Genomic DNA, 17,533 nt, shown 5'->3' with positions numbered 1-17,533 from the left:
CGCCCACCTCGCATCGCTCGACAGGTGCTTCGCACAACGCGCACCTCTTCATGATTCTCCCCCAGCCTTCGGCCGGGGGGACCCCCATGCTTCGCTCGCTCATGCGGAAACCTCCTGGGCGGTGGCGGTACGGGCGTTGGCTGGCGCGGCGCGCATGATCAGCTCGTACTCGCCGAGGTCGACCTTGCGGGTGGCCCGACGGAAGGACGTCGTGGAGCCGGGCCAGAGCACAGTGTTCTTGCCGCTCGGGTCCAGGTACCAGCTGCGGCAGCCGCCGGTGGTCCAGACCGTGCGGTCCATCCGGTGCTGCAGTTCGAGGTTCCACTGTCGCTGGGCCCGGACGGTGGGCTGCATCGCGGTGGCACCGACCGACTTGAGCGTGGTCAACGCATCGATCAGGTAGTTCAGTTGGGACTCGATCATGAGGATCATCGAGCTGTTGCCGAGACCGGTGTTGGGGCCGATCACGAAGAACAGGTTGGGGAAGCCGCGCACGGTGGAGCCGCGCAGCGCCTCCATGCCGCCCTTCCACTCCTCCGCGAGGCTGGTCCCGTTCACGCCGAACACCCGGGAGCCGATGGGCATGTCGGTGACGTGGAAGCCGGTACCGAAGACGATCGCGTCCACCTCGTGCTCGCTGCCGTCGGCGGCCACCAGGGTGGAGCCGCGCACTTCGCGCAGGCCGGAGGAGACGACCTCGGTGTTGGCGGCGGCGAGCGCCGGGTAGTAGGTGTTGCTCAGCAGGATGCGCTTGCAGCCGATCCGGTAGTCCGGGGTGAGCTTGGCGCGCAGTGCCGGGTCGGCGACGCCCTGGGCGATGTGGCGTTCGGCGAGCCGCTGGACCGCGCGCAGCAGTCCGGGGCGGCGCACGAAGGCGTCCACCTGGAGCTCGCGCAGGGCGAAGAGCGCGCCCCGGCGGATCTTGGCGGTGACCGGAAGGCGGCCGTGCAGCCACTTCTCCAGTTGGCTGATCTCCCGGTCGCGGCGCGGCAGCACCCAGGCCGGGGTGCGCTGGAAGACGGTGAGTTTGCCGACCTCGGGCTGGATCGACGGGATGATCTGGGCGGCCGAGGCGCCGGTGCCGACCACCGCGACGCGCTTGCCGGTCAGGTCGTAGTCGTGGTCCCAGCGGGAGGAGTGGAACACCTTGCCGGGGAAGCCGCTGAGGCCGGGCAGGTCGGGGATCTGCGGGTCGGCGAGTGGTCCGGCGGCGGAGACGACGGCGTCGGCGGTCCACTGGCCGGCCGAGGTGGTGATCCGCCAGCGGGTCTGCTCGCTCTCCCAACGCGCCTCCAGCACCTCGGTGTTGAAGCGCAGGTGCGGGCGGAGACCGAAGACGGTGGCGACCTTCTCCAGGTAGGCGCGGATGTCCGGCTGGCCGGAGAAGCTGCGCGGCCATTCGGGGTTGGGCGCGAAGGAGAAGGAGTAGAGGTGCGAGGGCACGTCGCAGGCGCAGCCGGGGTAGCTGTTGTCGCGCCAGGTACCACCGACGGAGTCCGCGCGCTCCAGGACGACGAAGTCGGTGATCCCGGCGCGGCGCAGCCGGACCGCGGCGCCCAGGCCGCCGAATCCGGAGCCGATCACCGCCACCTGGACGTGCGGGACGGTCTCCCGCGCAGCAGTGGTGTCGGTCGATGCGGACGCGCCGGAGCGGGGGCGCTTGCTGCTGGATGCCATGCGGCAACCTCCTGGGGGTGGGGCGGTGATCGTCGCGCTTTCCCGGGGCCGTCCGCCCCGGAACCTCCCGGGGGCTCACCTCCGGGATCCTGCCAATAACGCCAGTAATCACTGGCATGATTGGCAGGGTAATCCCTGCTGACACCGGATGGAAGAAGCACGACGGCCCCGATTCACCGGAAGTTCCCGAAGGCACCCCAGCCGACGTCACGGACCTATGCTGATCGCCGTGGACAAGGTCAGAGCTGCTGCGGACGACAAAAAGCGCGAGTACCGGGTGGAGGAACTGGCCGAGGCGGCCGGGATCACCACCCGCACCCTGCGCTTCTACCGCGAGCGCAAACTGCTCCAACCGCCCCGCAAGGAGGGCCGGATCGCCTGGTACGGCGAGGAGCACCTGGCCCGGCTGCGGATGATCGGCGAACTGCTCGACCGCGGCCACACCCTGGGCGGGATCGCCGAACTGATCGGCGCCGGGGAGAGCGGGCAGGACGTCGCGGAGCTGATCGGGCTGGAGGCGGCGATCGTCGCGCCCTGGTCGGACGAGACCCCGGTGCGACTGGACTGGGACGAGCTGAAGACCGCCTTCGGGGACCAGCTCACCGAGGAGAACACCGCCGAGTCCATCGCCCAGGGCTACATCACGGTCGAGGAGGACGGGATCACCCACGTCAGCCGTCGCCTGATGGACGCCACCACCGAACTGGTCGCCGAGGGCGTGCCGCTCTCGGCGGTACTGGACGCCAGCCGGCGCACCCAGGAGCACATCGACGCCATCGCCGAGATCTTCATCGAGGTGGTCAGCGACCACCTGCTCAGCGCGCTCTCCGACGAGACGCCGCTGGCGCCCGGCGAGGCGGCCCGGCTCACCGAGCGCATCCTGCGGGTCCGGCCGCTCGCCCGCACCGTCGCCGACGCGCAGTTCACGCTCGCGATGGACCGCCGGGTGCGGGCCGAGTACGCCGAACTACTGCGCCAGCGACGGGAGTACGGCTCTGAGGCGTAGCGGGCCTGCCGGGCGGGCAGGGATTCCCGCGCTTCGTCCGCCCGTCGGCCGGGGCGCAGTGGAGCAGCCCGTCCGTCGGAGGAGCCGCCGATGACCCGTCCCCTCAGCCGCCGCGCCGCACTCGGCCTCGCCGTCGGACTCGCCCCGGGCCTGGCGCTCGTCGCCTGCGGGTCCGGCTCCCCCGCGCCGGGCGGCGGCTCGTCCGCCTCGGGCGGCACCCGGACCGTCAAGCACGCACGCGGGGAGAGCACCGTACCGGCCCGGGCGAGCCGGGTGGTGGCGCTGGACACCGACGCGCTGGACTCGCTGGTCACCCTCGGACTCAGCCCGGTCGGCGCCACCACGGTCAGCGAGGGCGCGCCGTTCCCGGCTTACCTGCCCACCGAACGGCTGGCCGGCACAAAGGCGGTCGGCACGATCGGCCAGCCCAACCTGGAGGCGATCGCCGCGCTGCGGCCGGACCTCATCCTCAGCAACCAGGTCCGCGACGACAAGCGGTACGAGCAACTGTCCAAGATCGCGCCGACCGTACTGACCAAGACCACCGGGCCGACCTGGAAGGAGAACGCCAGGCTGCACGCCGAAGCGACGGGCCGGCAAACGGAGGCCGAGGCGGCGGACGTCGCCTACCGGACCAAGCTGCGAGACCTGGTCACCGCGCTCGGCGGACCGGCCAAGGCGGCGGCCATCCGGGTCGAGATGGCCCGCTTCCTGGCCGGTGCACCCACCCGGCTCTACCTCAACGACACCTTCGTCGGCTCACTGTTCAAGGATCTCGGGCTGGGCCGCCCGGCCAACCAGGACAAGTCCGGCTTCTCCCTGGAGATCAGCCCCGAGCAGGTGGACCAGGCGGCGGCCGACGTCATCTTCTACTCGGTGTACGGGGACGCGGCCAGGTCCGACCAGGCCAAGATCACCGAGGGGGCGCTGTGGAAGAACCTGGACGCCGTGCGCAACGGCCGGGTGCTCCGGGTGGACGACAACCTGTGGATGCTCGGAATCGGGTACACGGGGGCGGGGCTGATCCTGGACCAGATGCGGGGGGATCTGGCGTGACCGCGGACAGATGACAGCTGACAGCTGACAGCTGATGAAATCTGTCATCCGTTAGCTGTTCGCTGTCATCTGTTAGCCGTTAGCTGTCGATTGCTCGCCGCCAACCGCGAGCTGCCGCCCGCCTGCCCGCCCCTACTCGACATCGTCCTGCGCCCCCGGCGCCAGGGCCGGCGACGGGAAGACGTGCCGCGCCTCGCCGCCGGACCACCAGACGCCGACCGCGAACACGGCCGCCGCCTCCAGCAGTCCGGCCCGGTCCAACCCGCCGCAGTCCACCGGCGTACACCCCATCGAGGCCACCAGCCCGGCCACCACCGCACCGGCCTCCGGACCGTCCGCGCAGTACGGAACGCCGAGCGGCGCACCCTCGAAGTCCGGCCGCGGCATCGACCAGATGCTCTCGTGACAGATCCCGAACACCTTGGCCACCCGGGCGTCCGGCGCCACCGCGGCCAGCCGCCGGGCCACCGAGTCGCCGGCCCCCGCCGTGGTCAGCACCGGCCCGTGCGCTCCGGGGGCCATCGGCACCGTGCAGTCCAGCAGGGTCCGTCCGGCCAGTTCGCCCGCCAGCGGCGCGACCAACGACAGCGCCGCCTCCGCCGGCACCGCGACCAGTACGGCCTGCCCGAACCGCGCCGCCCCCGTCGGCCCGCCACCGCCCGACGCCCCGATCGACGCGGCGACCTGCCGAGCCGCGGCCTCGTCCCGCCCGCCCACCAGAACCTCGTGTCCGGCCCGCACAAAGGCCCCGCCGAGCGCCGTCGCCATGGCGCCCGTACCGAGAATGCCGATCCGCATGGTCCACTCCTCGCGTCGTCCTGCCCGTCACCGGCGGCCGCCCTCCGCGTACCGCCGTGCCCCGGACGCTAGCCGGGCCGATGCACACCGCCCGGTACGCAACGGGTCGGGCAGGATGAGCACATGAGGAGCGAAGGGGACACCGGGGGCGAGACGGTCGACGACCTCGGCGGCGGCGTGTTCGCCGCGGACTGCCGAGCCCGGCTGGCCTTCGAGGTGATCGCCAATCGCTGGGACAGCGTGGTGGTGTACGTCCTCGGTGAGCGCGGGCCGATGCGCCCCCGGGCCCTGCTCGACCGGATCGGCGGAATCAGCCCCAAGGTGCTCAACGAGACGCTGCGCCGCTTGGAGTACAACGGGCTGGTGGAGCACTGCCGTTACGCGGAGGCCCCACCCCGAGTCGACTACTCGCTCACCGAGGCGGGCGTCGCCCTGATCGGCCCGATCCGCGCCCTCGGCGCCTGGGCCGCCGACCATGGCGACGCCGTCCTCGCCGCCCAGGAGCGGCACACCAGCCCAACGAGCCGGCGCACTGACTGACTGTCAGCCACGCGTGCCACCCTCGTCGCACGCGCACGACGATCCGGAGGGTGGCCATGGACACGGAACTGGACCAACTGGAAGTCATCACGCTCTTCGTGACGGACGTCCCCGCCGCGAAGGCCTTCTACCGGGAGGTCTTCGGCCTCCCGGTGGTCTACGAGGACGACGCCTCGGCGGTCGTCCGGCTGCGGAACCTGCTGGTGAACCTGCTGGCGGCGGAGCAGGCGCCGGAGCTGGTCAAGCCCGCGCCGGTGGCGGCGCCCGCCACGGGGGTGCGGGCGCTGCTCACCGTCCGGGTCCCGGACGTGGACGCGGTCTGCGCCCAACTGGCCGAGCGTGGCGTCGCGTTGCTGAACGGTCCGGTGGACCGGCCGTGGGGCCGACGGACGGCGGCCTTCGCCGACCCGGCCGGCCACGTGTGGGAGGCGGCCCAGGACCTCGCCTGAGCCGTGCGAACCGGAGCACCACGACACGGACCACCTGCAGACGCGACGACGGGGACGACGCTGGTCCGCACACCGTCGTCCCCGTCGTCAACCCGGTCGGCGGGCACCCACCCGCGGCCGGGCCACTCGGACGTGCCCCGGGCCGGTCCTGCCCAACTCAGGCCCGACCCGGCTCAAGCCCGAGCTAGTTGACGTTGACCGCGGTCCAGGTGGCCGCGACCGCGTTGTACTCCGTGCTGTTCGCGCCGTACAGGTCCGAGGCCGCGCTGAGGGTCGCCGCACGCGCGCCCGCGTAGTCCGTGGTGGACGTGAAGTACGTGGTCAGTGCGCGGTACCAGATCTGCGCGGCCTTGTCCCGGCCGATGCCCGCGAGCGTCGAACCGTCCGCCGTCGGGCTGTTGTAGTTGAACCCGTTGATCGTCTTCGCGCCGCTGCCCTCGGACAGCAGGTAGAAGAAGTGGTTCGCCACACCGGACGAGTAGTGCACGTCCAGGTTGCCGACGTTCGGGTCCCAGCTGTCGGCGGACTGGCCGTCCTTGCTCGGCTGGTCCATGTAGCGCAGCGGGCTGCCGTCGCCGCGCAGGTTGATCAGCTCGCCGATCCAGTAGTTCGGCGGGTTCGAGGGCAGGTTGGCGTACCACTCGACCATGGTGCCCATGATGTCCGAGGTGGCCTCGTTGAGGCCGCCGGACTCACCCGAGTAGTTGAGCGCGGCCGTGGCGGCGGTGACGCCGTGGGTCATCTCGTGGCCGGCCACGTCGATCTCGGTCAGCGGGGCGGCGTCGCCGTTGCCGTCACCGTACGACATGCAGAAGCAGTCGTCGCTCCAGAACGCGTTCACGTAGTTGGAGCCGTAGTGCACCCGGCTGAGGGCGCCGACGCCGTCGTTGCGGATGCCGTTGCGGCTGAAGGTGTTCTTGTAGAAGTCCCAAGTGGTGGCGGCACCGAACTGGGCGTCCACGGCGGCGGATTCACGGTTGGCCGCGGTGCCGTCACCGAAGCTGTTGCTGGTGTTGGCGAACAACGAACCGCTGCCCGTGGTCCCGTTGCTCATGTCGGTGGTGGACTGGCCGCCGCGGCCGGCGTCCTTGAGCTCGAACTGCGAGCCGTTCTGGTTGGTGTTGAGCTGGACCTGGCCGACGAAGACGCCGTTGCCGGTGCCGGCCGCGGTCTCGATCTTCTCGTGCGTGGAGAGGACCTGACCGCTGGCGGCGTCGGTGATCAGGATCTGGCTGCTCGGGGTGCCGTCGGAGCGCATGCCCTCGACCGTGGTCCGGTACGCCAGGCGCGGGTTGCCGTCGGTGGCCCAGACGACCAGCTCGGGCTTGCCGGTCTGGTGGACGTCGGAGATCGGGGCCTCGTCGGAGTCGACGGTGACGCCGACGGTGGCCTTGACCGCGCCGGTCGCCTGGTCGGCGGCCTTGTCCGCGGGGATCTGCGGGGTCAGGCTCGGCAGCGCGATCTGGGCGGAGACCGCCTTGTTCACCGACTTCACGGCGCCGTCGGCCTTCTGGTGGACGACCAGGTCGCCGCCGATCACCGGCAGGCCGGCGTAGGTGCGCTCGAAGCGCAGGTGCCGGGTGCCGTCCTTGTCGACGATGGCGTCCTTCGCGACCAGCTTCTCCTGGTCGCCGAGCGCGAGCGCCTTGGCGATCGGGCCGGACTGGCCGTTCGCCACCGCGAGGACGGCGGCGTGCTGCTGGGCAGCCTGGGCCTGGAGCGACGGGGCGGCCGGCGACGCCTCGGCGACGGAGGTGCTCACCTGGATCACACCGGTCAACATGGCCGTGGCCGACAGAACGGCGACAGCTGCGAGCTTTCGCTTCACGTACGAGTCCTTCCGGGAAACCGCGTGTGGGCGCGGTCGCACCGCGTCCCGGGGGCCGGGGTCGGCACCTGTGGGGCGGAACGGGCGCTGACGTGCTGAAACCCCGTGCGGTCGAGCGGCTCGCCACCGAGGGGTGGGGGTGGGGGCTACCGCTGGGGGATGACCAGAAGCATGACAATCCAGCAGGTGAAATGACAGGTCTGCCTCAGTTATTGGCCAGGTCCCGCCAGTTGGTAAAGCAGATCAAGTGGCGGTCATACCGGGGCAATCCACCGATCCTTGCAGGGGGTTCTCACCCGAACGACAAGCGACAGCCTGCGTTGACACCCAAGTGGTCGTCAGACCGAAACATGGCGATCACTTTGGATCATCAATCGATCGACTTTTACAAGTGTGTAGAGGTTTCCATACATATCCTTGACACTCGGGTGGCGAGGTCCCGCCACCACTTCCCCTTGTCCCCTGAGCGGGCGCCTGCTAGTGCACCGGCAACATCAGGGCGTGCCCTGCACACCCTGAGCCTGCGTCACTGGAGCCGCCACTCCTGCGCCGTGTTGCCGGGCGTGCAGGTGACCATGGTGATCTCGTTGCCCGGGCCGTTGTTGGTCATGCAGGACTGGTTCATGTAGTCGCCCAGGGTGTACGAGCCCGCTGAACTGCCGTTGCGGACCGTCCACCTGGTGAGGAAGCTGTACCCGTTGTTCAGCACCACCTTGCCGTCCATGGTCTGGACGAGCATCGGGCCACCGTTGTTGCAGGCGTTGAACAGGATCCAGGCGCCGGGGTCGGTGGAGCGCACCCAGCCGTACTGCGCGGCGCCGCCGAGCACGACCGGGTTGTCGCCGCTCAGGTTGTCGTTGCGCAGCCCGATCGTGCGGCCGTCCTTGGCGCTGACGATGGTGCTCCAGTCACTGCCGCCGCAGGACGCGGGCCGGGTCGGGGCCTGCGGGGCCGGCGGATTGCCGCCGCTGGTGGTCTGGCTCGGCGGTTGCGGCTTGGGATCGACGGGCGGGTTGGCCGGGCCTCCCCCGCTGCCTCCTCCACTGCCGGAGCCGGCGGGCGGGTTGGCCTGGCCGCCCGAGGAGCCGCCGGACGTCGAACCGCCGCCGGAACCGGAGTTGGAGCCGCCGGCAGCGGAGTTGACGCCCCCGCCACCGCTCCGGCCCGACTGGACGCCCCCTCCCCCGCTCGCCGCGCCGCCGTTCCCGCCCTGGGCCTGGGCCGGGACGGGAACGTTCGGCTGTCCGCCGGGCGGCGGCTGGTCGGCGGCCGGGGCGGCCGACGGGGTGTCGGTCGGCTGCGGGGTGGCGGGCGCGGTGGTGGCGGCCGCGGGAGACGTGGTGGTGGTCTCGGCCGCCGGGACGGTCACCACCACGGTCGGCTGGGCGGCGGGTGGCACGGCCGTGTCGGAGGCGCCGGGGCTGCGGTCGATCAGCAGCGCGGTCGCCGTACCCATCGAGATGACGATCGGGATGATGATCGGCACCAGCAGGGTGCGCCGCGAGCGGCGCTTGCCCGGTTCGGTCTCCGCCTGCGGATCGACCTTCACCACCTGGTCCGCCCCGACGGCCCCGGCCACCGCAGCCCCGGCCCGCGCCGCCCGCAGGTCGATCGTCCCGCTGTCCGCCGCCTTCCACGGCGCCTCGGGCGCTCCGATCGCCGCCCGGGCCGCGGCCGCCATCTCGGCGGCGCTCGCGTACCGGCCCTCGGGGTTCTTGGCCAGCGCGGTGGCGACCAGCTCCCGCACGGCCGGCAGGAAGGTCTCCGGCAGCTCGGGCACCGGCTGGTTGACGTGCTTGAGCGCGACCTGCAGCGGCCCCTCGCCCAGGTAGGGCACCTGACCGACCAGCAGCTCGTAGCAGACCACGCCGATCGAGTAGAGGTCCGAGGCCGGCCCGGTGCTGGCCGACGCCGCCTGTTCGGGGGACATGTAGGCCGCCGTGCCGATGATCGCGTACGGGGCGGTGAGCTTGGTGCTGGCGATCGCGCGGGCGATGCCGAAGTCGGTGATCACCACCCGGTCGTCGTCGCGCAGCATCAGGTTGGAGGGCTTGATGTCCCGGTGCACGATCCCCCGCCGGTGGGCGGCGTGCAACGCGTCCAGGGCGTCGGCGAGCAGGCCGAGGGTGCGCTCGGCGCTCATCGGCCCGCTCTCCGCGAGCGCCTGGTTGAGCGGACGGCCCTCGATCAGGTCCATCACGATGTAGGCGCAGCGCTCGTCGCCGTCCCCGTCGCTCTCCCCGTAGTCGTGGACGTCCACGATGCCCGGGTGGTCGATCGCGGCGACCAGCTGGGCCTCCCGGCGGAAGCGTTGGACGGCGGTGCCGTCCTCGAACAGCTCGGCGCGCAGGATCTTGATCGCGACCTGCCGTGCGAGTACCTGGTCGTCGGCCCGCCAGACCGCGCCCATGCCCCCGCCGCCGAGCTTTTCGACCAGCGTGTACCGACCGCCGAGCACGGTGCCCGCGCTAATCATCGGCCCTGTCCCCCCAGGTGTCGTGACCCGCCCCGACGGGTCGTCGGCACACAGTGTGCCAGAGTGTGCCGCGAGCCCAGCAGGCGCTGCACGTACGAAGATTGGGCACTTCCCTCAGGCGTACCGGACGTTTCGGGCGTGGTCGGACACCTCCAGGACGGCCGCGGTGACGGCATGCGGCTTGTCGGCGTGGACGGCGTGCCCGGCGCCGCGCACCACGATGTGGTTGCCCCGGACGGCATCGGCCGCGATCCGGGACTGCATGGCGGTCCAGCGGGCGCGCAGGGCGCGCGGCAGTCCCTCGGTCGCACTCAGCACGGCCACCGGCACCTCCGGCAGCCGTCCGGCGGAGCGCCGTCGGCGCAGCTCGGGGACGGCGACGCCGGTCAGCCGGTTCTCGGCGAGGACGGTGCGCCGCTGGTGCGGGTGGGCGACGACGGCCGCCTCGGCCCGGGCGAGCGCGTCCTCGCCACCCGGGCCGGCGGGGGTGAGCGCCGCCCGGAGCAGCCAGAGCCGGTTCAGCACCGCTTCGGCGGCGCAGATGGCCGGCGGCCGGAACTCCTCGTGGGCCGGATCCACCAGCACCAGGCCCGCCACCAGCTCCGGCCGCTGCCAGGCGAGGAGTTGGGCCAGCTGACCGCCCCAGCTGTGCCCGACCAGCACGGCCGGCCCGGCGTCCAGGTGCCGCACCAGGGCGGCCAGGTCCCCGGTCTGCGCCTCCAGGGTCAGGCCGTGGGCGCGGTCGGGCTCGCTGGCGCCGAGCCCGGGCCGGTCGTACGCCACGACCCGGACGTGCTCGGCGAGTTCGGGCAGCACCGGGGCCCAGGTGAGCGAGGAGGTGCCGCAGCCGGCGATCAGTACCACCGGCGCGCCGGCGCCCGTTCCGACCTCCACCCAGCGCAACGCCCTCCCGTCGCGGTCGAGTTCGCCCGGCCGCAGCTCGACCGGGGTGCGCTCGGCCATGGCCCGGACGATGGCTTCCTGGACGTCCCGCAGGCCCCCCGGCCCGGCTGGCGCTTGCCACTTGGTCTGCACGTTCGGTCCCCCCTGGATCCGTCGGTGTCGCTCCCGCCGTCGCATGGCGGGAACCCGACGCTGGTTGCCCGACGGTACCGGCGCTCAAACCTCGTCTGGACGTCGGGCGAACGGAGGACCAACAAACCGGCGGACGTCAGGCGGGCAGGGTGCGCTTCAGCAGGGCGAGCAACGCCTTCCAGTGCCGGGCGTCGGCGGCCGCGTCGTAGCGGGTGGTGTCGGCCTGGGTGTAGCCGTGCGGGGCGCCCGCGTAGACCTCCGTCGTGTGGCGCACCCCGGCCGCGGTGAGGGCCTGGTCGAGCCGGGAGATCTGCTCGGGCGGCAGCGACTCGTCCTGGTCGGCGTGGCCGAAGTACAGCTCGGCCGTGATCCGGTGGGCGCCCAGGTGGGGGCTGTCCGGGCGCTCGGTGGCGAGGTTGCCGCCGTGGAAGCCGGCCGCGACGGCGATCCGGTCCGGGTGGCTGGCGGCCGTGCGCAGCGCCAGCAGGGCGCCCCGGCAGTAGCCGGTGAGGCCGATCGGGCCGTCCTGGACCAGCGGGGACTCGGCGAACCAGCGCAGGAAGGCGTCGGCGTCGCGGGCGGTCGCCTCCGGGGTGAGGGTGCCCAGCAGCGGGACGATCTGGTCGAAGATCTCGTCGCACTTCTCGATGTCGATCAGCTCCGGCAGCTCGACCAGTGGCGCGCGGCCGTTGCGGTAGAAGGCGTTGGGGACGAGCACGGTGTACCCGGCCGCGGCGAGCCGGTCGGCCATGCCCTTCAGGTGCGGGCGGAGCCCGAAGGCATCCATGTAGAGCAGGACTCCGGGGTGGGGCCGGTCGTCGTCGGGGTGGGCGAGGTAGGCGTCGGCGGTGCCGTCCGCCGTCGGGATGTCCACGAGGGTTCCGCGCACGGTCATGGTGAGGGCTCTCTCTCCTGAGGTTTCGCGGGCAGCGTATCCGGTGCGCCCTTCGGGAGGCCGACGTCGCCCGGCCGGCCGCCCGGGAACGCCCGTACGGCGGTGCGGCGTTGACCGGGCATGGGGTGGATCGTGAGCGTGGCGTGCGTGGTGGCCGTGGCGGTCGGGCTGGTGGTGCTCTCGGCCTGTCAGATGCGGGGCGAGTCCTCGCGACGCCGTCGGCCGCGCGCGCCCGGGGTGGGAGTGGGCGGCGGCGGTGGCCTGGAGGAGCTGCACGCGCTGTTCAGCCCGGGCAAGCGGATACAGATCGAGCAGCGGCGGGAGCAGCTGGCACTCCGGGACGACGCGGAGGCGGGGGCGCCGCCGCACTTCGGGGTGGACCTGGAGCGGGGTGTGGCGGTGCTGCCTCGCGCCAAGGGCGACGAAGGGGACGGGCGGTAGGACCGCACACCTGGCGGCGGGCCCGCGGACGGGCCGTCAGAGTCGGCGCAGCCGCTCCTCGTCGCTGGTGCGCGGGCAGGTCAGGCAGGCGACGGCCTCGGGCTTGACCGCGTAGTAGAGGCAGCAGCCGAGCCGGGTGCGGGTGTGGTGTTCGCGGCCGTCGGGGGTGCGCAGCCGACGGAAGTCGGCGGCGCCCGGGAGCGGCAGGGTGCCGCCGGGCAGCAGGGCCCCGGCGGCGGCGACGGCGTCGTCCTCCGCGGTCGCGTACGGGGCGGTCGCATTGCGGGCGATGGCGTCCCGGGCGGTCGCATCGCCGGTGGCGTCCCGGGCGGTCGCGTCGCGGGCGCCGAGCATCCGGCCGAGGTACCAGACCGCCGAGGCGAGGTCGTCGGTGACCATGCCCCAGAGGGCGCGGTCGCGGCGCCGGGTCGGTCGGGCGAAGGCGGCGAGCACCGGTTCGAGGTGGGCGACCACGGCGGCCCGCAGTTCGGCGCGCAGTTCATCGTCGCCGGGGAGGTCTCCGCGGAGGTCTCCGCGGAGGTCTCCGTGGACGTCGCCGGGGAGGTCTCCGACGAGGCCTCCGGCGAGGGCGACATGTCCGCCCGGGCGCAGTGCGAGCCGGCCGGTGGGGGCGTGCAGCCAGAGGTCGGCGGGGTCGACAGCGGGGACCCGCCGGGCGAGGTGCCAGGGGCCGGCGATGAGCAGGCAGACCGACCAGACGTAGTGGTGGAGCAGCCGGGAGGCGGTGACGTGCGGGCGGGGGGCGCGGCCGTGCTCGGCGGCGATGCGGTCCTCCGCTCCGGCCAGGACGGCGGCCAGCGCCCTTTCGTCGATGCCGAGCTGGGCCCCGGAGTACCAGCCGTCGGCGGCCGAGGGGTCGGGCTCGACGGGGTCGAGCAGGCGCAGCTCCAGCACCGGGCAGAGCTCGCGCAGCCGCTCGTAGTCGCCGACCAGGGCGGACGGCCGCGCCTGGGCGAGTACGGGCAGGGGTGTTCCGGGGACCATCGGCACTCCCGAGATCGACTTCGAAAGATCGATTAAGGTGAGCCTCACCTTACAATGCCTCAGTGGACCCACCCGACCACCTCACGTCACGGTCGAGCGGTCCACCTGAGCGGGCGACTCGACCTTGACGAAGCTAGGTAAACCTAACCTAAGATGTCGACTCGTGTTGAGAACCGACCCGCCGGCCACCCCGGCCCCGGCGACGCCACGTTCCTCGGCGGCACAGCGACCGTTGCTGCTGCTCGTCGGCGTGTGCGCGCTCGTGCTGTGCACGGCCCTGAGCCTCGCGCTGGGCTCCCGATCCATCCCGCTGTCGACCGTCGTCGATGCCCTCACCGGCGCCGCCCACGGCGGTGACGCCGATGTGGTGACGGGCCTTCGCGTCCCGCGCACGCTCATCGGGCTGGCCGTGGGGGCCGCGCTCGGCGTCGCCGGGGCGGTCGCCCAAGGCGTCACCCGCAACCCGCTGGCCTCGCCGATCACCCTCGGCATCAACGCCGGCGCGAGCCTCGCCGTGGTCGCCGCGATCTACACGCTGGACCTCTCCCGCCCGGTCGAGTACGTCTGGTTCGCCTTCGCGGGGGCGGCGGTCGCCGCCGTCGCCGCGTACACGATGTCCCGGCGCGGCGGGGACCTCGACCCGGTTCGGCTCGCACTCGGCGGCACCGTGCTCACCGTGGTGCTCACCTCCTGGACCTCCGCGCTGATGCTGGCCAGTCACCGCACCCTGGACGAAGCCCGGTTCTGGCTGGCCGGCTCGATCGCCGGGCGGCACCTGGACACCCTCACCCCCGTGCTGCCGTTCCTGGCACTCGGACTGCTGGGCGCCTTCGCCGTCTCGCCCGCGCTCAACGCGCTGGCCCTGGGCGACGAGACCGCGCAGTCGCTGGGCGTGCCGGTGGCCCGGATCCGAGTGGTGGGCGGACTGGCCGTCGTGCTGCTCGCGGGCAGCGCGGTCGCCGTCGCCGGGCCGGTGGCGTTCATCGGACTGGCCGCGCCGCACCTGGTTCGCCCGCTCCTCGGCAACGACCACCGCTGGCTGCTGCCCGGCTGTCTGATCGCCGGTCCGCTGCTGCTGCTCAGCGCCGATGTGCTCGGCCGGCTCGTGGTGCGGCCCTCCGAGATCGAGGTCGGCATCGTGACCGCCTTCCTCGGCGCTCCGCTGCTCGCGGTGCTGGCCCGGAAGGTGGCCAAGTGACGACGCTCGCCGTTCCGATGGGCGCCATCGCGCGCCGTCGGGCCCGCACCGCCGCCTGGTCGCTGGTGGCCGTCGCCCTGCTGGTGCTGCTCACCGGCATCGCGCTCGGCACCGGTCAGGTGAGCATCTCCGTCTGGGACGCGCTGCGCGCCCTGGTCGGGCAGGGCGAGCCCGGGAACGTCCTGGTGGTGCAGCAGTTCCGGGCGCCACGCGTGGTGTCCGCGCTGATCGCGGGCGCCGGCCTGGCGATGGCCGGCTCGATGCTGCAGCGGCTGTTCCGCAACCCGCTGGCCGCCCCCGACACCATCGGCATCACCGGCGGCGCCTCCTTCGGCGCGGTGCTGATGCTCGCCACTGGCGCCTCGCAGCAGCTGATCCCGCTGGCCGCCGTCGGCGGCGGACTGCTCGCCGCGCTGCTGCTCGGCGGCTTCGCCTGGCGCTCGAAGATGGCCGTCACCCGGCTGGTGCTGGTCGGCCTGGCGGTCCAGCAGGGCCTGGCCGCCGCCGTGAACCTGATGATCGTACGGTTCCCGGCCGAGCTGGCCTCCTCCGCGATGCAGTGGACCACCGGCTCGCTGTACGGACGCAACTGGACCGAGGTGTGGATCGGCGGCACCGCCATCGCGCTGACCGCCGGAGCCGTCCTGCTCTGCCAGCGGCGGGTCTCCGTCCTCGACCTCGGCGACGACTCGGCCGGCGGTCTCGGCCTCAACCCTGCCCGGGACCGGCTCTGGCTGCTGCTGCTCACCATCACGCTCGCCTCGCTGGCCGCCGCCCTCACCGGACCGGTCGCCTTCGTCGCACTCGCCGTCCCGCACCTGGTGCGGCTGCTCGCCGGACCGCCCACCCTCGGCACGCTCGGCCTCACCGCGCTCACCGGCGCCGTGCTGCTGCTCTCGGCCGACCTCCTCGTGCTGCACGTGATCCCCGTCCACGGCCTGCCGGTCGGTGCCGTCACCGCCACCCTCGGCGCGCCCTGGCTCCTGGTGCTGATGATCCGCCAGAGCCGGCTTCCCCAGAGGAGCAGCTGATGACCAGCTCGGCCACCGACCAGGCCGCCACCGACCAGGCCGCCACCACCAGCCAGGTCAGCGCCACCCGGGTCAGCGCCAACCGGCTCGCCGCCCACGGCCTCGGGCTGCGCTACGGCGATCGGACCATCGTCGACGGGCTCGACCTCGAACTGCCCGGCGGCGCCGTCACCGCGATCGTCGGACCGAACGCCTGCGGCAAGTCCACCCTGCTGCGCGGACTGGTCCGGCTGCTCGACCCGGCCGCCGGCACCGTCACCCTGGACGGCGCCGACATCCACCGCATGCCCGCACGGACCCTCGCCAAGCGGATGGGCATGCTGCCGCAGCAGCCGGTCACACCCGAGGCGGTCACCGTCGAGGCGCTGGTGCGGCTCGGGCGCTACCCGCACCAGCGGATGCTCAGCCCGTGGTCCACGGCCGACCAGGCGGCGGTCGAGGACGCACTGGAGCGCACCGGCACCGCCGAACTGCGCGACCGGCAGGTCGACCGGCTCTCCGGCGGGCAGCGCCAGCGGGTGTGGATCGCGCTGGCGCTCGCCCAGGAGACCGACCTGCTGCTGCTCGACGAGCCGACCACCTTCCTCGACCTGCGGCACCAGCTCGACGTGCTCGACCTGGTCGCCGACCTCCACGCCGAGGCCGGGCGCACCGTGGTCATGGTGCTGCACGACCTCGGGCAGGCCGCCCGGTACGCCGACCACCTGGTGGTGCTCAAGGACGGGCGGCTCGCCGCCGCCGGTCCGCCCGCCGAGGTGCTGACGGCCGAGCTGGTGGAGGCGGTGTTCGGGGTGCCGTGCCTGGTCGTGCCCGACCCGGAGACCGGCACTCCGCTGGTCGTGCCACGGGCCCGGAGGCGGGCCGTCGCCGCCTCCGCCTGAACTTCCCGCCCCTGAACTTCCCGCCCCTGCACTTCCCACTCCCGAACTCCCAGCCCCGAACTCCCGTCCCCGTCCCCCTGCTCGACCCGATCCAAGGAATCCCCGATGAACCGCCGACTCCCCGTCGCCGTCCTCGCCGTCACGCTGTCCGCCACGCTCCTCGCCGCCTGCGGCAGCAACGGGGACGCCACCAAGTCCGGCGACTCCGCGTCCTCCGCCTCGGCCGGCACCGCCGCCGGGTTCCCGCGTAGCGTCAAGCACGCCGCCGGGACCGCCGAGATCAAGTCGCAGCCCAAGCGCGTCGTGGTGCTGGACAGTGGCGAGCTGGACGACGTCACGCTGCTCGGCATCACGCCGGTCGGCGCGGTGTCCCCGCACATGAAGACCGAGGGCGGGTTCCCGAACTACCTCAAGGACAAGATCAAGGACACCAAGGACGTCGGCCCGATGAACGAGCCGAACCTCGAACTGATCGCCTCCCTCAAGCCCGACCTGATCCTGTCCTCCAAGGTCCGCCACGCCAAGGTGTACGACCAGCTGAACGCGATCGCGCCGACCGTGCTGGCCGAGACCACCGGGTTCCCGTGGAAGGAGAACCTGGCGCTGTACGCCCAGGCGCTCGGCAAGGAGGACGAGGCGAAGAAGGCGCTGGCCGACTACGAGGAGCGGGCGCACAAGCTGGGCGAGGCGATCAAGGCGAAGTACAACGGGACGATGCCGACCGCCTCGGTGGTCCGCTTCGTGGCCGGCCCGACCCGCCTGTACGCCAAGGCCTCGTACAGCGGTGTGGTGCTCAAGGACGTGGGCCTGGCCCGCCCGGCCTCGCAGGACGTGGACAAGAACATCATCGAGGTCAGCGCCGAGCAGATCAGCCAGGCCGACGCCGACCTGGTGTTCGTCACCACCGCGGACGACCCGACCAAGACCAAGGAGAGCGAGGTCCAGCAGACCCCGGTCTGGCAGGGCCTGAACGCCGTCAAGAACGGCAAGGTCTTCAACGTTCCGGACGAGACCTGGATGTCCGGCATCGGTGTCCAGGCCGCGGACGCGATGCTCGTGGACATCGCCAAGGCGGCGGGCGTGGACGCACCCAAGTAACCGCCGACAGATCACTGATGACAGATGACAGATGACGGCGAACAGATAACAGATTTCAACATCTGTCATCCGTTACCCGTTCGCCGTCCTCCGTCCTCCGTCCGTCACCACGCCCCCAA

General features: G+C 72.4%; 16 protein-coding genes. 9 read left to right on the top strand and 7 right to left on the bottom strand.

Going from position 1 to position 17,533, the window contains the following annotated elements:
* Positions 1–99: 99 nt before the first annotated feature.
* Entirely contained in the window at positions 100–1,677 is a 1,578-nt protein-coding gene (locus ACGF12_RS02460) for a flavin-containing monooxygenase (RefSeq protein WP_393024300.1), read from the bottom strand.
* A gap of 229 nt (positions 1,678–1,906) precedes the next feature.
* Here ACGF12_RS02460 and ACGF12_RS02455 point away from each other — a divergent pair, with 229 nt between their 5' ends.
* Together ACGF12_RS02455 and ACGF12_RS02450 are read left to right on the top strand one after the other, a co-directional pair.
* Positions 1,907–2,683, top strand: a complete 777-nt coding sequence (locus tag ACGF12_RS02455) for a MerR family transcriptional regulator (RefSeq protein ID WP_393024298.1) — start codon at positions 1,907–1,909, stop codon at positions 2,681–2,683.
* A gap of 90 nt (positions 2,684–2,773) precedes the next feature.
* Complete coding sequence (locus ACGF12_RS02450; protein ID WP_393024295.1) at positions 2,774–3,739, top strand: ABC transporter substrate-binding protein; 966 nt, start codon at positions 2,774–2,776, stop codon at positions 3,737–3,739.
* A 132-nt stretch (positions 3,740–3,871) separates the two neighbouring features.
* Here the strand turns inward: ACGF12_RS02450 and ACGF12_RS02445 are convergent, their stop codons facing one another.
* On the bottom strand, positions 3,872–4,537 hold the full coding sequence (locus tag ACGF12_RS02445; protein ID WP_393024292.1) for an NADPH-dependent F420 reductase: 666 nt from the start codon (positions 4,535–4,537) through the stop codon (positions 3,872–3,874).
* A 123-nt stretch (positions 4,538–4,660) separates the two neighbouring features.
* On the opposite strand from ACGF12_RS02445, the gene ACGF12_RS02440 reads away from it, so the two are divergent.
* Both ACGF12_RS02440 and ACGF12_RS02435 read left to right on the top strand, forming a co-directional pair.
* Positions 4,661–5,077, top strand: a complete 417-nt coding sequence (locus ACGF12_RS02440; protein ID WP_393024289.1) for a winged helix-turn-helix transcriptional regulator — start codon at positions 4,661–4,663, stop codon at positions 5,075–5,077.
* 56 nt (positions 5,078–5,133) lie between these two features.
* Positions 5,134–5,526, top strand: coding sequence for a VOC family protein (locus tag ACGF12_RS02435; protein WP_393024286.1), 393 nt, complete (start codon positions 5,134–5,136; stop codon positions 5,524–5,526).
* A gap of 184 nt (positions 5,527–5,710) precedes the next feature.
* Here ACGF12_RS02435 and ACGF12_RS02430 read toward each other — a convergent pair whose 3' ends face one another.
* From ACGF12_RS02430 to ACGF12_RS02415, 4 genes are all read right to left on the bottom strand, one after another.
* Positions 5,711–7,309 (bottom strand): M4 family metallopeptidase, encoded by a 1,599-nt coding sequence (locus tag ACGF12_RS02430; protein WP_393024640.1) that lies wholly within the window; start codon positions 7,307–7,309, stop codon positions 5,711–5,713.
* 571 nt (positions 7,310–7,880) lie between these two features.
* A complete protein-coding gene (locus ACGF12_RS02425; protein ID WP_393024283.1) occupies positions 7,881–9,830 on the bottom strand; it encodes a serine/threonine-protein kinase in 1,950 nt (649 codons plus the stop codon).
* Between the two features lie 114 nt (positions 9,831–9,944).
* Positions 9,945–10,793, bottom strand: a complete 849-nt coding sequence (locus ACGF12_RS02420; protein ID WP_393024280.1) for an alpha/beta fold hydrolase — start codon at positions 10,791–10,793, stop codon at positions 9,945–9,947.
* 208 nt (positions 10,794–11,001) lie between these two features.
* Entirely contained in the window at positions 11,002–11,760 is a 759-nt protein-coding gene (locus tag ACGF12_RS02415; RefSeq protein ID WP_393024277.1) for a dienelactone hydrolase family protein, read from the bottom strand.
* Positions 11,761–11,892: 132 nt separating this feature from the next.
* Between ACGF12_RS02415 and ACGF12_RS02410 the strand changes: the two genes are divergently transcribed.
* Positions 11,893–12,201, top strand: a complete 309-nt coding sequence (locus ACGF12_RS02410) for a DUF6191 domain-containing protein (RefSeq protein WP_393024274.1) — start codon at positions 11,893–11,895, stop codon at positions 12,199–12,201.
* 36 nt (positions 12,202–12,237) lie between these two features.
* Here the strand turns inward: ACGF12_RS02410 and ACGF12_RS02405 are convergent, their stop codons facing one another.
* Positions 12,238–13,206 carry a (2Fe-2S)-binding protein gene (locus ACGF12_RS02405; protein WP_393024271.1) on the bottom strand — a complete coding sequence of 323 codons (969 nt, stop codon included), beginning with the start codon at positions 13,204–13,206 and terminating at the stop codon, positions 12,238–12,240.
* A gap of 232 nt (positions 13,207–13,438) precedes the next feature.
* On the opposite strand from ACGF12_RS02405, the gene ACGF12_RS02400 reads away from it, so the two are divergent.
* The 4 genes from ACGF12_RS02400 (at position 13,439) to ACGF12_RS02385 (ending at position 17,414) form a co-directional block, all read left to right on the top strand.
* Positions 13,439–14,404: a FecCD family ABC transporter permease gene (locus ACGF12_RS02400; RefSeq protein WP_393024637.1), complete on the top strand. Its 966-nt coding sequence runs from the start codon at positions 13,439–13,441 to the stop codon at positions 14,402–14,404.
* Between the two features lie 17 nt (positions 14,405–14,421).
* Complete coding sequence (locus tag ACGF12_RS02395) at positions 14,422–15,435, top strand: FecCD family ABC transporter permease (RefSeq protein ID WP_393024634.1); 1,014 nt, start codon at positions 14,422–14,424, stop codon at positions 15,433–15,435.
* The gene (locus tag ACGF12_RS02390) at positions 15,435–16,316 is read left to right on the top strand and encodes an ABC transporter ATP-binding protein (protein WP_393024268.1); all 882 of its coding nucleotides are present in this window, start codon (positions 15,435–15,437) and stop codon (positions 16,314–16,316) included. Before ACGF12_RS02395 ends, ACGF12_RS02390 begins: the two co-directional genes overlap by 1 nt.
* Before the next feature lie 105 nt (positions 16,317–16,421).
* Positions 16,422–17,414: an ABC transporter substrate-binding protein gene (locus tag ACGF12_RS02385; RefSeq protein WP_393024266.1), complete on the top strand. Its 993-nt coding sequence runs from the start codon at positions 16,422–16,424 to the stop codon at positions 17,412–17,414.
* Positions 17,415–17,533: the final 119 nt, after the last annotated feature.

Origin of the sequence: Kitasatospora sp. NPDC048296 (genome assembly GCF_043201815.1) — a bacterium.
In the GTDB taxonomy this organism is placed as follows: Bacteria; Actinomycetota; Actinomycetes; order Streptomycetales; family Streptomycetaceae; genus Kitasatospora.
Note: the sequence above shows the minus strand (reverse complement) of the source record. Positions and strands in the feature narration are given on the sequence as shown.

Coding starts and splice junctions, on each gene's coding strand:
- ACGF12_RS02415 (WP_393024277.1), bottom strand. CDS start 11,760: ATGACCGTGCGCGGAACCCTCGTGGACATCCCGACGGCGGACGGCACC.
- ACGF12_RS02420 (WP_393024280.1), bottom strand. CDS start 10,793: ATGGCCGAGCGCACCCCGGTCGAGCTGCGGCCGGGCGAACTCGACCGC.
- ACGF12_RS02445 (WP_393024292.1), bottom strand. CDS start 4,537: ATGCGGATCGGCATTCTCGGTACGGGCGCCATGGCGACGGCGCTCGGC.
- ACGF12_RS02395 (WP_393024634.1), top strand. CDS start 14,422: ATGGGCGCCATCGCGCGCCGTCGGGCCCGCACCGCCGCCTGGTCGCTG.
- ACGF12_RS02460 (WP_393024300.1), bottom strand. CDS start 1,677: ATGGCATCCAGCAGCAAGCGCCCCCGCTCCGGCGCGTCCGCATCGACC.
- ACGF12_RS02440 (WP_393024289.1), top strand. CDS start 4,661: ATGAGGAGCGAAGGGGACACCGGGGGCGAGACGGTCGACGACCTCGGC.
- ACGF12_RS02450 (WP_393024295.1), top strand. CDS start 2,774: ATGACCCGTCCCCTCAGCCGCCGCGCCGCACTCGGCCTCGCCGTCGGA.
- ACGF12_RS02385 (WP_393024266.1), top strand. CDS start 16,422: ATGAACCGCCGACTCCCCGTCGCCGTCCTCGCCGTCACGCTGTCCGCC.
- ACGF12_RS02405 (WP_393024271.1), bottom strand. CDS start 13,206: ATGGTCCCCGGAACACCCCTGCCCGTACTCGCCCAGGCGCGGCCGTCC.
- ACGF12_RS02390 (WP_393024268.1), top strand. CDS start 15,435: ATGACCAGCTCGGCCACCGACCAGGCCGCCACCGACCAGGCCGCCACC.
- ACGF12_RS02425 (WP_393024283.1), bottom strand. CDS start 9,830: ATGATTAGCGCGGGCACCGTGCTCGGCGGTCGGTACACGCTGGTCGAA.
- ACGF12_RS02435 (WP_393024286.1), top strand. CDS start 5,134: ATGGACACGGAACTGGACCAACTGGAAGTCATCACGCTCTTCGTGACG.
- ACGF12_RS02430 (WP_393024640.1), bottom strand. CDS start 7,309: ATGTTGACCGGTGTGATCCAGGTGAGCACCTCCGTCGCCGAGGCGTCG.